The following is a 12,685-nucleotide window of genomic DNA, read 5'->3' on the forward strand; positions in this document are numbered from 1 at the left end:
GCGACCGGGCGGGACCGGGCGGGACCGGGCGGGACCGGCGGCGCGGGGTGGGGCGGCAGCAGGGAATTCGGCGCTTGCGTGGTGGGTGGTGTGTGACCCGCCGGCACGATCCGCCAACGCGCATCCGCCGGGACGTGGCCGACCACCACATAATGCTCGACACACTGCACCGATACTGGGTAGGGAATGTCGGCGCCGTGAGGCACGATAGGCGTGTGCTTCTGATCGACGTGGTCCGGGTTTCCGAGGCGGTGACGCGCACGTCCGCAAGGCTAGGCAAGATCGCACACCTGGCGGAGTTGCTGGGCCGGGTCGGCCCCGACGAGGCGGAGATCGCGATCTCCTACCTTTCCGGCGAGCTGCCCCAACGGCAGGTGGGCGTCGGCTGGCGCACGCTGGAGGACCTGCCCCAGCCCAAGCTGGCCGCCACGGCCACACTCACCGCGGTCGACGAGCTGCTGACAAGGATCAAGTCCGTCTCGGGCCCGGGCTCGCAAGCCGCACGCAAGGCCCTGGTGGCCGAGCTGTTCGCCGCCCTGACGAGTCAGGAGCAGCAGTTCATGCGTCGGCTGCTGCATGGCGAGTTGCGGCAGGGCGCGCTCGACGGCGTCATGATCGAGGCGGTGGCCAAGGCGTCCGGCGCGCCCTCGGCGGACGTGCGCCGCGCCCTGACCTTGCGCGGCTGGCTCCCCGCCGTGGGGGCGGCGGCGCTGCGCGGCGGGGTGCCGGCGCTGCACGCGTTCCGCCTGGAGGTGGGGCGGGCGGTCGCCCCCATGCTGGCCGGCAGCGCGCCCAACGTCGCCGCAGCCCTGGACAAGGCGGGCACGCCGGCGGCGCTGGAGTGGAAGCTCGATGGCGTACGCGTCCAGGCCCACCGCTCCGGCTCCGAGGTGAAGGTCTTCACCCGCACGCTCGACGACATCACGCCGCAAGTGCCCGAGCTGGTCGAGGCCGTGCTGGAGATGCCGTCGGAGGATCTGGTGCTGGACGGCGAGGTGATCGCCTTGCGCCCTGACGGCCGCCCGCACCCGTTCCAGGTCACAGCGAGCCGGGCCTCCAGCAAGACCAACGTCGCTCAGCTGCGCGAGCAGACGCCGCTGAGCGTGTTCTTCTTCGACGCGCTGCGGGTGGACGGCGCCGACCTGCTCGATCTGCCCTATGCGCAACGCCAGGAGGCGCTGGCTCGCACGGTCCCGCAGGGACTGCTGACGCCGCGGCTGGTCACGGGGGACGTGTCGGAGGCGGAGAAGTTCTTCACCGATGTGGTGAAGGCCGGCCATGAGGGCCTGGTCGTCAAGTCCCTTTCGTCGCCGTACGCGGCGGGCCGCCGGGGCGCAGGCTGGATCAAGGTCAAACCCCGTCACACCCTCGACCTGGTGGTGCTGGCCGCCGAGTGGGGCCATGGCCGGCGTGAGGGCAAGCTGTCCAACCTCCATCTGGGCGCTCGCGACCCGGAGGGCGGCTTCGTGATGCTCGGCAAGACCTTCAAGGGCCTGACGGACGAGCTGCTGGCCTGGCAGACTCAGCGCTTCCTGGAACTGGCCGAGGGGCCGACCGACACCTGGACGGTCAACCTCCGGCCCGAGCTGGTGGTGGAGATCGCCTTCGACGGTGTCCAGCGCTCGCCCCGCTACCCGGGGGGCATGGCCCTGCGCTTCGCCCGGGTGCTGCGCTACCGCCTGGACAAGCGGGTGGAGGACGCCGACACGGTGGACACGGTCCGCTCACTCATGTTCTGACCCGTCCTGAGGCACGCTCTGACCGTGGGGCAGCCAGCCGAAGGCATGGTCCTGATGCTGAGGCATGCTCTGGCCCGCGCGGCATGGGTCCGCCCCTCGTAACCTGCCCGTCTGACCCGCGCGGCATGGGCAATTGGGCCCTCCTGGCACGGCCCTCTGTCCCGCGCGGCACGGCGCTGCCCTTCCCGGCACGGCCCTCTGTCCCGCGCGGCACGGCCCTGACCTCCCGGCACGGCGCTGGCGCACGCGGCATCGCCCAGCCCCGGCACGGCGCGGCGCGGCGCGGCATCGCCCAGCCCCAGCACGGCACGGCGCGGCATCGCCAAGCCCCGGCACGCCCCTCTGGCCCTCCCGGCACGGCGCTGGCGCGCGGCACGGCGCCGACCCTCCGGGCACGTCCTCTCGCCCGCGCGACACGGCATTCGCCCTGCTGGCACACCCCTCTGGCCCCATGGCGCGGCCCTGACCCCGCGGGGCACGGCCCTCAGGCCCTCGCGGCACCGCCCCGCCCCACTGGCCCACGGGGCACGGCCCTCAGGCCCTCGCGGCACCGCCCCGCCACCGGCACGCCCCACTGGCCCGTGGGGCGCGGCCCTCAGGCGCCACAGGGCATGACACCTGGCCCCCGAGCATGGCACTGGCCGCCGGACATGACGTTGGCCATGGGGCATGACTCCTCCCCGGGGCTGGCTGACCTCTTCCGGACGCTCTGCGCGCAGTGCCGGCCTTGGCGACGCGGACGTTCTTCCAGGGGTTCCACGATCTATGGCTCCCCGATGGGCGTTATGGGCGATCTTGCGTGCTGGGTGAGATATATCACTGAATGTCGCATTAAGTTGTTTTTACCCGCTGTTTGTCGCATATGTTCGTCCTCACCGCGCGGATCCCCTGCCGCGCCGGCGGATCGGCCGCATCCCCGTGTCCCACCCCTCTTGATCGGCCTTTCCCTGCCCTATCCCCTATCTAGGACCGTGGTTTACTTTGGGTCAGCACTCCCACAAGCCGTCCCCCACCGGCAGGCGCCGCTGGACCGCCATCGCAGTGGGTACCGCCATGATCGCCACCGCCTCGTCCGCCGCCTGGGCGGCCATCGCCAACGACGACTCGCCCAAGCGCACTCCCGCTTCCACCGCCGCCCAGGCATCGACTCGCGCCACCGAACCGGCGACGGCCAACGAAGCCGCCCGCCAATCCACTCCGAAGAGCCCCTCCCCCGCCCCCAAGCCACCGTCGGCCGCCCACCCGAGCCCGACCAAGCCCGCAGAGCACTCGGCCAAACCCACCGGGCAGCCGACCAAGGGCACCGACGAGCCGGCCAAGCCCTCGCAGCAACCGGTCAGGGCCAGGACGGACGCCGTGAAGCCCAAGGTCCGCGTCCTGTCGTCCGGCTCGTGCGGCGCCTCGTTCTACGACGAACCCCAGATGACGGCCAGCGGCGAGCGCTTCAACCCGTCGGCCATGACCGCCGCCCACAAGACTCTCCCCCTGGGCAGCAAGGTCCGCGTGACGAACCCCAACACCGGCGAGTCGGTCAAGGTCCGCATCAACGACCGGGGTCCGTACGTCGGCGGCCGTTGCCTCGACCTCTCCGCCGCCGCCTTCGAGGCCATCGGCAACACCAGCGCGGGCGTCATGAGAGTGAAGTACGAGGTCCTGGCCCGCTGATCTCACCCGCATGTCGCATGATCGGCTCGGCAGTGCCTCCCCTCGCTGCCTGCCCTTCCCGAGAAAGGACAGGCACGGGCGCGGCCACCACGATCATGCGAAATACGGAGTGAGAGGCGCTACTTCACCAGGCGAATCGTCATCGGATAGCGGAAGTTGCCCTCCTGCAACGCGGAGACACCACCGACGATGGCGAGGACGACGGACGCGACCCAGATGAACGGCAGCAGCACGATGCCGATGACGGTGAACGGCAGCAAGACCGTCGCGCCGGTCACCGTGATCTGGAAGTTGAGCGCCTCCAGGGCGTGCCTACGGATGTAGGGCGACGTCTTGCCTCCGGTGAGCAGCAGAATGAGCGGGCCGACGATCGGGATCCCGAGGAGCACCAGGAGATGGGCGGCGGCCGCCCCGAGGCGCTCGTTGCTGTCCGGTGCGGACTCCGAACGAACCGGAGCCGGCCGCGGAGTGAGCTGAGGCACGACCTGGGTGCCGTAGAGCTCGGTCATGATGGGCATCAGGTCCCCGTGGGTGCGCGCCGTCATCGCGCGCTCCAGCCGGTCGTCGAACTCGAGCTTGTCGAAGCGGCCTTCCGCGTACGCCGCCTTGACGTGCTCGACCACGCGCTCTCGGTCCTGGTTGGTGACGCGCAAATGAGCTGGCGGCACCTGTCCCGGCCCGGGGGTTGTCGGTACCCCAGCCATAGTCGCCATGCCTCTCCTTAGGTAATGAGCAGTCCCCCTCATACTGCGTCGCCAATGTCGCGGGTGCCATCGGGAGAATCCCGGATGTGTCCCCTAGATCATCCCCGACGCACGCGGGCCCCAGACGGTATAAAAAGGATTCATGAGATGGCGAGACCGCTACGGCCTTCGTCGGCAACGCGGCCCTAAGATCGCGAAGTTCGACCGCGAGGCGACAGACGCCGACATCGAGGCGCTTATCGCCTTTGCCCGTTCGCGGCGTGGCGTCGAGTTTTATGTCGAGCCTGAGACGTTCGCCACCGATACGACGGCGGTGGCGGTGGCCGACGACGGCGAGTGGACCAGGCGACGGGTCGGATCCCCCGCGGTGATTCACAAGGTCGCTCGAGATCTTGCCTTGCCGGTGTACGACGTCCAGCTCACGGGATATCCGCCCCGAATGCGTGCCTATAACGAGCGTCGCCGCCGCGAGGAGGACACCCTCTAACACAGAAGCTCATCCATCCGTCCACCCATCCAATACGCAAATTCACGGCTTTTGCCCAGTCCCCGTCCGAATGTCCCCAGCCCTCAGTCCCCGTCCCACCTCGCCCGGCCTTCCCCGTCGCGTGATTCGACCTTTGCCGGCTGCGTGTGTTGATGATGAACACGCGGCCGCTCGGGCGGTGGCGGGCGAAGGGGGTGCGAGCGAGGCGCGATCAGTGGTCATCCGGCGGCGGGAAGGACGGGTCATCCTCGTCGAGGAGGTTGACCAGCGGGAGCAGCCAGCCCGCGTGGGCGGAGCCCATGGCCGCGTCGAGTTCGGCGGAGGTGGGCATGCGGTCGCGCATGATGGCCGGGGACAGCAGGTTTTGCACCGCGTGCATGAGAAGGTTCGCCATCGAGTAGGCGGGGTCGATCGTCAGGGCGCGTTCGACGGCGATGGTGGCTTGCACGCTGTTTCCCGCCCGCCAGGCCGCCATGGCCAGCAGGGACGCGGCAGGCGGCACGAAACGGGGCTCGAGCCGGCGGGTCAGGTCTCTCCACAGGGCGGCGTGGGACTCGTGCATGAGCGTCCATGCCTCGTCGCGCACCCGAACGATCGCGAGGTCGAGGCCCAGTCTCGCCGCCTCCGCGTCGCGCAACCGGCCGCCTTCGGTGTGGATGGTCAGCGCTGATCGCACGCGTGCCACGCCGTCCGCCACACACTGCTGGGCGAAGGCGTCCAGGTCCGCTGTGGCTGCGAGCCCCGTCCTCAGCTCCGCGATCGCGTCGGCGGTGGCGCGGCGCATCGACATCCGTACGGGCCCCGTGACGGGGGCCACCGTGCGCTCCAGGGACTCGCGGTCGGGAAGGGCGACCAGGCCTCGCACGGTCGCCTCCGCAGCGATCTGGCTCGTCGAAGGGTCGTAGGGCGTGCCCTCCGCCGGGCAGCACATCGGGAGATCGCAGACGTAGGACCAGTAGCGGCCCTCGTGGGCGCGCAGTGCCTCACCGACGTGGACGTCGGCCTTGGCCGCCAGGACCCTGGTCTCGTCCACCGCGGGCGTGACCACGTCTCCTGAGCCATAGCCGACGATGACGACCTGGGTGACGCCCTCCCGCTCGAACAGCGGCGTCAGAGGGGCGAGGGCGCCCGGTGGGAGCGGCAGACCCCACCTGACCACCATCTTGGCCTGGCCGCGGTCCAGCCCGATGATGACCAGGCTGGTGTGCGGGTGGAAGCCGACGAGGTAGGGGACGGCGGCCAGGATGTCAGCGGGGCTGGTGAGCGTGAGGCAGGACTCGGAGAAGGGCGGAGGAAGCGGGGAAGCAGAGGAGGCCGACGGGGAGGTGTTGGTCGTCATGGACCGTAAGGGTGCCGGGCGGGCGGGTCACGGCGTGGGGCCGAACGGCATTCTGGGGATGAAGATGCTCGGCTTGTTCTGTCTGTGGACGACGACGCCGTTCTCCAAGCACCCAACACCCTCCGGCGTCACGCGGGCGTGGCGGGTCCGGGCGGGACGGGGGCCAGCCGGTTGCGTACGAGGAGCGCGGCGCCCGCCACCGCGGCCGGCATGGCGATCACCGCGACGAACGGCACCAGGAACAGCACGAACACCGCGACCCCGAACCCCAGCGCGCTCGCCTTGTTGGCGCGCAGCAGCGCGAACCGCTGCTTGCGGGCCATGCCCCGCCGCTCCAGGGCCAGCGTGGTGAGCTCAACTGTCAGGAAAAATCCGGACACAGCCGCGCCCAGCACCGGCACCACGGTCTGCCCGACGACGGGCACGAAGCCCATGATGAACAGCGGCACCGTGAACAGCAGCACATAGAACAGCGTCACCAGGCTGTCCCTGATCGAGCGTGGCAGCGTCCGCCAGAACGGCTGGTCGACCTCGTGCGCGAGCACGTCCACAGCCGATGACAACTTCTCGTAGAACGGCTCCCCGATCGCCAGTGTGACCGCCGCGAACGTCACCACCGCCAGCGCCAGCCCTCCAAGGAACAACGCGATCCCCACCAGCGTGCGGAACAGCTCGCGCCAGCTCCACGAGTCCGCGAACGGCGTCAGGAACGCGGCCACATCATTGGCGTTGGTGCCGAGGAAGATCAGCGCCACCACGTACACGGAGAACGCGATCAGCGCCGGGATCAGCCCGAACGCCCACCACCGCCCATGCCTGGCCACCCAGCCGAACCCCTGGAAGAAGAACCCGACGCCGGAGGTGAAGTCACGCAGTGATCGCATGCCCGGCAGGCTAGCGCCAGAATGCCGTCACCGCGTAGCCCAGCTCCGCGAACAGGTCGCGAAGCAGCGGCAACGAGATGCCGAGCACGTTGCCGTGGTCGCCCTCGATGCCCTCGACGAACCACCCGCCGCGCCCGTCGATGCTGAACGCCCCGGCCAGGTTGAGCGGCTCGCCGGTGGCGGCGTAGGCGGCGATCTCCTCGTCGGACGGCTGGCCGAAGTGCACCACGGTCCTGGCCACCTCCGCCGCCTGCCCGCCCGTCGCGACGTCGATCACGCAGTGGCCGGTCACGAGGCGGCCGGTGCGGCCGCGCATGAGCCGCCACCGCTCCACGACCTCCTCCTCGGAGGCGGGCTTGCCGTAGGGCCGGCCGTCGAGCTCCAGGATCGAGTCGCACCCGATGACCAGTCCCTCGTCGAGCCCGCTCGCCACCGCCTCCGCCTTCGCCTTGGCCAGCACGAGGCTGAGCGCGGCGGGGCTGTGTGCCGTGAAGGCGTCCTCGTCGACCCCGCTGACGATCACCTTGGGGTCGAGACCGGCACTGCGCAGCAGTGCCAGGCGGGCGGCGGAAGCAGAGGCCAGAACGATCACCGCACCAGCCTACCGGTCCTCACCAGCCGTTCCCTGGCGAGGGTCCTCATCACCAGTCGGGGTTCGACCTGCCCGGCGCGGGCTCACCGGGGTCCGCTTCGCCCGACGGTCCGGGCTCCAGCTCGCCGTGCGCCCCGTACGACCGGTCCGCCGCGAGTTCCCTGCCCACGTACGGCCAGCCCGGCACGGCGCTGCCGAAGATGTTCGCCAGCAGCCCGTCGAGCGCCTCCCCCAGCCCGCCGGACACCGCCGTCCGTTCCCTGTCCAGGAGGCCGGCCACGTCCCTGGCGTCCATGTCCAGGCGCGCGGCCCGGTCGGCCAGCAGGAACATCACCATGGGGGCGATCAGCGGCAGCAGCTTCATGACGGCGCCGGTGTCGATACCGACGAGCCGTGCCAGCCCCGCCGCAGCCTGCTCGGTCCCCTGACCGCCGAGCACGTGCGCGAGGATGCTGTGCCCGTCGCGGGTCAGCGAGGCCACGTCGCCGTTGAACGGGTCGGCGTCCACGTGGTCCTCCAGCGCCGCACGCAACGCTTCGGCACCGTCCGGGTGCTGGGCATTGCGCGCCAGGCCGCCGACGATGATGCCGGTCACGGCTCGGACGACGTCACGGGCCTGGGTGGGGTCCGTGCCGAGCATCCCGGCGACCTCGTCAAGGCCCGGCTCTCCGAGCTGCTCGATCAGCTCGTCGTGCAGCGTCACGGCTCTCCCCCGATCCTTGTCGGGGGAGAGCTTCCCGAGACAGCATCGAGCCAATGCCCGTCTTGCGCTAATTCTCGGGAAAAACTACCGCTCTATGGCGGCCGTGGATCCGCTGGTCAGGCCGGCGGCGGCGTACGCGCTCACCTCATCGAGCGTCTCGTGCTCCAGCAGGGCGGCCACGATGCCGTCGAGCTTGTCGCGGTTGTCGGAGAGCACCTGGATGGCGCGTTCGTAGCACTCGTCCACGATGCGCCGCGCCTCCTCGTCGACCATGGCGAGGGTGACGGGCGAGGCCTGCGGCTGCTGGCCGTCGTTGGGCAGGATGGTCAGCGGGCCGATCTTCTCCGACATGCCCCAGCGGCCCACCATGCCACGGGCGATCATGGTGACCTGCTCGAGGTCGTTCTCGGCGCCGGTGGTGATGACGCCGTACACGACCTGCTCGGCCGCCATGCCGCCGAGCGCGCCGGTGATGCGGCCGCGGAGGTACTGCTCGTCGTAGGCGTACCGGTCGGTGTCCGGGGTGGACAGCGTGACGCCGAGCGCCCGGCCACGCGGGATGATCGAGATCTTCCTGACCGGGTCGGCGCCCGGCTGGAGCATGCCGAGCAGCGCGTGGCCGGCCTCGTGGTAGGCGGTCCTGACGCGCTCGTCCTCGGGCATCACGATGCTGCGGGCCGCGCCGAGCTGCAGCTTCTCCAGCGCGTCGGCGAAGTCGGCCATCGTGACCTTCTCCTTGCCGCGCTTGGCGGCGAGCAGGGCGGCCTCGTTGACCAGGTTCGCCAGGTCGGCGCCGGTCATGCCGGGCGTGGTCTTGGCGAGCTGCTCGAGGCTGACCTCGCCGTCCAGCGGCACGCCGCGCGAGTGCACGCCGAGGATCGCGGTACGTCCCGCCGCGTCGGGCAGGCCCACCTGCACCGTACGGTCGAAGCGCCCGGGACGCAGCAGCGCCGGGTCGAGGACCTCGGGACGGTTGGTGGCCCCGATGACGATCACGCCCTCGGCTCCGGAGAAGCCGTCCATCTCGGTGAGGATCTGGTTGAGCGTCTGCTCGCGCTCGTCGTGCCCGCCGATGCCGCCGGCGCCGCCCCGGGCGCGCCCGATGGCGTCGATCTCGTCGATGAACACGATCGACGGCGCCACCTTCCGCGCTTCCTCGAACAGGTCGCGCACCCGCGAGGCGCCCACGCCGACGATCATCTCGATGAACTCGGAGGCGGAGGCCGAGAAGTAAGGCACCTTGGCCTCGCCGGCGACCGCCCTGGCCAGCAGCGTCTTGCCGGTGCCGGGAGGGCCGGCGAGCAGCACGCCCTTGGGCAGCTTGGCGCCGAGCCTGCGGTACTTGTCGGGGTCCTTGAGGTAGTCGACGACCTCGACGAGCTCGTTCTCGACCTCGTCGATGCCCGCGACGTCCTCGAACGTCACCCGCACCTTCGCGGCCTCGACCGGCTTGGCCGCCTTGGACTTGCCGAGGCCGCCCAGGCCGCCGCCCATCATGCTGGCGCCACGCCGCATGATCCAGATCCACAGGCCGGCCAGCAGCAGCACGGGCAGCAGCGACAGCAGCAGGTTCGAGAAGAAGCCGCGGGTGATCGGCTGCGAGGTGATCTCGACCTGGCCGGTGGCGAGCTGCTGGTCGAGCTGGTCGGTGTTGGCGAAGGCCGGGATCTCGGTGGCGAACTTGGTGTACGACTCACCGGTCTCGGGGTTCTTCGCCGCCGACCTCAGGTCGCCCTCGACCGAGAGGCCCTGGGCGTAGATGTCCTTGACGTTCTTGCCGTTCACCTGCTTGGTGAACTCGGTGTACGAGATCGTCTCGACGGATCCGCTGTCGACGAAGGACGACACGACGAAAAAGGCCGCGTACACAACAAGCAAGGTGACGACGAATCGCCACCAGTTGATCTTGGGCTTGCCTCCCGGCAGCCCTTCAGAGCGCCAGGGCGGCTTGCCCTTGCCCTTCTCCGCTGACTGCGGCGGTCCAGAGCGTTCCACGGCGTCACTCCCCATATCGCCGCAACCATGATCTTTCTAGCCTAGAACACGCACCCCGGAGACCACGCGGCTGATGTCCCGCCACTGCTTTCGCTGCGCGTCAGGCACTGTGACGAACGCCAGACCGGGCTTACTCATTCCCCCATCCACGATCACGACGGCCGCGCGCGAGGTGTGCTTGCCGTACGTGACGCGGTAGACGAGCATCCAGCCGCGCTTGACCGGCTGGGAGGCAAGCCAGCTGATCTTGGCGCCTTGGGGGTGGTGGTTGAGCGTCCAGCGGGCGGCCAGCAGCGCCGTGTCGCGCGCGGACTCCTGCTCCATGATCGGCAGCGGGCAGGTGACGAACATGCCGCGCAGGCTCGTCCCGCGCACTTTGGGGAGCACCTGCTTGGTGGTGAACGGCGCCGCCCCGTGCGTCTTCCACGGCTTGGGGAGATCGGGGACGGCGAGCCCGGTGCGCTTGTCCTTGACGACCCGCCGGGACGGCGCCGACAGGGACATGCGCTTGACCTTGCCGGTCAGCTTCGGGACGCGCGGGTCGGCGTACAGAGCCTCCATGGCCGTGTAGCCGGGCGCGAGGGTCGCGCCGGGCTTCGGCGTGGCCGGTTCCGCAGGGGTGTCGCCGGCCGCGGGGCTGGGCGGAGCGGTGGAGCCGGACGAGGAGGGCGCGGCCGGCGGCGCGGTTACCGGCCCCGCGACGACCTCGTCCGGCTCCGACGGGAGCACCACGACCAGCGTCACGGCGGCGGCCGCGACGACGGCGACCACGGCGAGCCCCCGGTACAGATCCCGCATGCGGAGGTCTCCGATGCGAGAGCGTTTGGGCGGAGAAGCAAGGGTTCCTGGCTTGGTGGCGGTTCTCACTCCGGAACCCTTGATCTCATCTTCCCCATCGAGCACGACGGGAGCGTACGACATATCCCGCCATTACGCCCGAGAAGCTACCGAAGTGCAATCATGGCCTCGTGGAACAGGTGGAGCTGCGATTCGACCATGCGTCTCAGGCGGCACAAACGCACACGAACCTCTCAGCGATCCGGCAGAGCTCGAGCGGTCTCTGGGTGGCCGGCGACGAGACCGCGACCTTCGAGCATCTGAGCTGGTCAGGCGACCACTTCGGCGAGCAGCGCACCTACCGGCTGGCCGATTATGTCGACCTCCCCGCAGGCCCGGAGGACGAGGCCGACATCGAGGGCATGGCCCGGGCGAACGGCTGGCTCTGGCTGGTCGGCTCGCACAGCCTCAAGCGCAAGCGGGTCAAGTCGAAGGACCCGGACAAGGCCGCTGACCGGCTCGCCACGGTGGTCAGGGAGGAGAACCGGTTCATCCTGGCCCGCCTGCCGCTGCGCGAGGAGGTCCCCGGTCCCGGAGCGATCCTGGCCGGCGGTCACAACCTCACCGCGTACCTGCGTGATGACCGGCACCTTGGACCGTTCCTGGCGCTGCCGGGCAAGGACAACGGGTTCGACGTCGAGGGGATCGCCGTCGTCGGGGAGCAGATCTACATCGGCTTGCGCGGGCCGGTGTTGCGGGGCTGGGCGGTGGTGCTGGAGCTCGAGCTCCGCCGGCTCGACGACTCCGGCCGGCGGCTGCGGGTACGGGAGCCGTACCGCAAGCACTTCCTGGACCTGGACGGGCTGGGCGTCCGGGACCTGTGCCCGGACGGCGACTCGCTGCTGCTGCTCACCGGCCCGACCATGGACCTCGACGGCCCGGTGCGCATCGTGCGCTGGCGGCCGGCCGAGCGGCAGGGCGTCGTGCCCAAGGGCGAGCTGGAGATCGTGCTCGAGCTGCCTTACGGCGTGGGCTGCGACCATCCCGAGGGTCTGACGCGGCTGGACGACGGCAGGCTCATGGTCGTGTACGACAGCCCGTCGCCCGCGCGGATCACCCCGGCGGGCGGCGTGCTGGCCGACGTGTTCACGATCTAGCGACCCGCCCATAAAGCCAGGGCGCGTCCGCCACGAACGTGCACGAGCCCGGCTCGATCTCGGTGAACCCGGCGTCGCGCACCACGGGCAGCCCGGCGGTCACCTTGGCCTGGAAGTCCTCCTGGGCGGCCGTGCGGACCGAGACGGCGAGCCCGCCCGCGCGCCAGGCCGCCCGCTCGTCCGCGTCGCTGGCCCACCAGGCGAGCTGCGCGGCGTGCCCGGCCTGCGCCATGGCTTTGCCCGCGGACATGTCCAGGTCCGGGTTGGCCCACAGGATCGGCGGCTCGGCAGGCGGCGGCTCGGCGGTGTCGGCCAGCTCGGTGCCTCCCACCTGGAGCCGCGCGAGGTCCCTCGGCCAGTCGTCGAGCGGCACGGGCGGGTGCACGCGCACCTCCGCCGTCCGGTGCTCGACGGTGCGCCCGGGCAGCGCGATCGCGCGGCGCCACTCCGCGCCCCTGGCGCGGCGCACGACCTTGCGGATCTTGCCGGTGGACTGCCAGGCGTGGAGTTCGGCGGCCCACTCCCCCGGGTCGTCGAGCAGGCTCAGCACGGCCATGGCGGCGGCTTCCAGCGCGTCGGTGCGCTCAGGGGGCGTGGCCCGCTCGATCCTGACCACGAGCGGCAGCACATACAGTTCGTTCAT

At 70.5% G+C, this 12,685-nt stretch carries 12 protein-coding genes; 4 read left to right on the forward strand and 8 right to left on the reverse strand.

Translation table 11 applies throughout. From position 1 onward, the window contains the following. The first annotated feature begins 215 nt into the window (after positions 1 to 215). Both EDD27_RS30140 and EDD27_RS30150 read left to right on the forward strand, forming a co-directional pair. Positions 216 to 1,739, forward strand: a complete 1,524-nt coding sequence (locus tag EDD27_RS30140; protein ID WP_127935383.1) for an ATP-dependent DNA ligase — start codon at positions 216 to 218, stop codon at positions 1,737 to 1,739. Between the two features lie 1,053 nt (positions 1,740 to 2,792). Beyond that, positions 2,793 to 3,404, forward strand: coding sequence for a septal ring lytic transglycosylase RlpA family protein (locus EDD27_RS30150; RefSeq protein ID WP_127935385.1), 612 nt, complete (start codon positions 2,793 to 2,795; stop codon positions 3,402 to 3,404). Positions 3,405 to 3,523: 119 nt separating this feature from the next. Here EDD27_RS30150 and EDD27_RS30155 read toward each other — a convergent pair whose 3' ends face one another. Then, positions 3,524 to 4,117 carry a DUF1707 and DUF4870 domain-containing protein gene (locus EDD27_RS30155; protein ID WP_241564331.1) on the reverse strand — a complete coding sequence of 198 codons (594 nt, stop codon included), beginning with the start codon at positions 4,115 to 4,117 and terminating at the stop codon, positions 3,524 to 3,526. A 133-nt stretch (positions 4,118 to 4,250) separates the two neighbouring features. Here EDD27_RS30155 and EDD27_RS30160 point away from each other — a divergent pair, with 133 nt between their 5' ends. Then, positions 4,251 to 4,595, forward strand: coding sequence for a hypothetical protein (locus EDD27_RS30160; protein WP_127935386.1), 345 nt, complete (start codon positions 4,251 to 4,253; stop codon positions 4,593 to 4,595). A gap of 211 nt (positions 4,596 to 4,806) precedes the next feature. Here the strand turns inward: EDD27_RS30160 and EDD27_RS30165 are convergent, their stop codons facing one another. The 6 genes from EDD27_RS30165 to EDD27_RS54635 all read right to left on the reverse strand — a co-directional run bounded on the left by EDD27_RS30165 (position 4,807) and on the right by EDD27_RS54635 (position 10,906). Next, positions 4,807 to 5,934 (reverse strand): DUF4192 domain-containing protein, encoded by a 1,128-nt coding sequence (locus tag EDD27_RS30165; protein ID WP_127935387.1) that lies wholly within the window; start codon positions 5,932 to 5,934, stop codon positions 4,807 to 4,809. Between the two features lie 128 nt (positions 5,935 to 6,062). Then, complete coding sequence (locus EDD27_RS30170) at positions 6,063 to 6,818, reverse strand: EI24 domain-containing protein (protein ID WP_164903845.1); 756 nt, start codon at positions 6,816 to 6,818, stop codon at positions 6,063 to 6,065. Between the two features lie 10 nt (positions 6,819 to 6,828). Then, the gene (locus EDD27_RS30175) at positions 6,829 to 7,410 is read right to left on the reverse strand and encodes a nucleoside triphosphate pyrophosphatase (RefSeq protein ID WP_127935388.1); all 582 of its coding nucleotides are present in this window, start codon (positions 7,408 to 7,410) and stop codon (positions 6,829 to 6,831) included. 49 nt (positions 7,411 to 7,459) lie between these two features. Beyond that, on the reverse strand, positions 7,460 to 8,113 hold the full coding sequence (locus EDD27_RS30180) for a DUF937 domain-containing protein (RefSeq protein ID WP_164903846.1): 654 nt from the start codon (positions 8,111 to 8,113) through the stop codon (positions 7,460 to 7,462). Positions 8,114 to 8,197: 84 nt separating this feature from the next. Then, positions 8,198 to 10,108 (reverse strand): ATP-dependent zinc metalloprotease FtsH, encoded by a 1,911-nt coding sequence (gene ftsH, locus EDD27_RS30185; protein ID WP_127935390.1) that lies wholly within the window; start codon positions 10,106 to 10,108, stop codon positions 8,198 to 8,200. A gap of 36 nt (positions 10,109 to 10,144) precedes the next feature. Further along, positions 10,145 to 10,906 (reverse strand): hypothetical protein, encoded by a 762-nt coding sequence (locus tag EDD27_RS54635; protein ID WP_164903847.1) that lies wholly within the window; start codon positions 10,904 to 10,906, stop codon positions 10,145 to 10,147. Between the two features lie 170 nt (positions 10,907 to 11,076). Between EDD27_RS54635 and EDD27_RS30200 the strand changes: the two genes are divergently transcribed. Beyond that, positions 11,077 to 12,042: a DUF3616 domain-containing protein gene (locus tag EDD27_RS30200; RefSeq protein ID WP_241564332.1), complete on the forward strand. Its 966-nt coding sequence runs from the start codon at positions 11,077 to 11,079 to the stop codon at positions 12,040 to 12,042. Here EDD27_RS30200 and EDD27_RS30205 read toward each other — a convergent pair. Then, positions 12,032 to 12,685, reverse strand: a complete 654-nt coding sequence (locus EDD27_RS30205) for an aminoacyl-tRNA hydrolase (RefSeq protein ID WP_127935392.1) — start codon at positions 12,683 to 12,685, stop codon at positions 12,032 to 12,034. The genes EDD27_RS30200 and EDD27_RS30205 overlap by 11 nt on opposite strands.

This window comes from Nonomuraea polychroma, from assembly GCF_004011505.1.
Classification (GTDB): Bacteria; Actinomycetota; Actinomycetes; order Streptosporangiales; family Streptosporangiaceae; genus Nonomuraea; species Nonomuraea polychroma.

What these genes read in the sequence shown, in the direction of transcription:
- EDD27_RS30150 (WP_127935385.1), top strand. Translation starts at nt 2,793, where the DNA reads ATGATCGCCACCGCCTCGTCCGCCGCCTGGGCGGCCATCGCCAACGAC.
- EDD27_RS30170 (WP_164903845.1), bottom strand. Translation starts at nt 6,818, where the DNA reads ATGCGATCACTGCGTGACTTCACCTCCGGCGTCGGGTTCTTCTTCCAG.
- EDD27_RS54635 (WP_164903847.1), bottom strand. Translation starts at nt 10,906, where the DNA reads ATGCGGGATCTGTACCGGGGGCTCGCCGTGGTCGCCGTCGTCGCGGCC.
- EDD27_RS30155 (WP_241564331.1), bottom strand. Translation starts at nt 4,117, where the DNA reads ATGGCGACTATGGCTGGGGTACCGACAACCCCCGGGCCGGGACAGGTG.
- EDD27_RS30160 (WP_127935386.1), top strand. Translation starts at nt 4,251, where the DNA reads ATGAGATGGCGAGACCGCTACGGCCTTCGTCGGCAACGCGGCCCTAAG.
- EDD27_RS30205 (WP_127935392.1), bottom strand. Translation starts at nt 12,685, where the DNA reads ATGAACGAACTGTATGTGCTGCCGCTCGTGGTCAGGATCGAGCGGGCC.
- EDD27_RS30165 (WP_127935387.1), bottom strand. Translation starts at nt 5,934, where the DNA reads ATGACGACCAACACCTCCCCGTCGGCCTCCTCTGCTTCCCCGCTTCCT.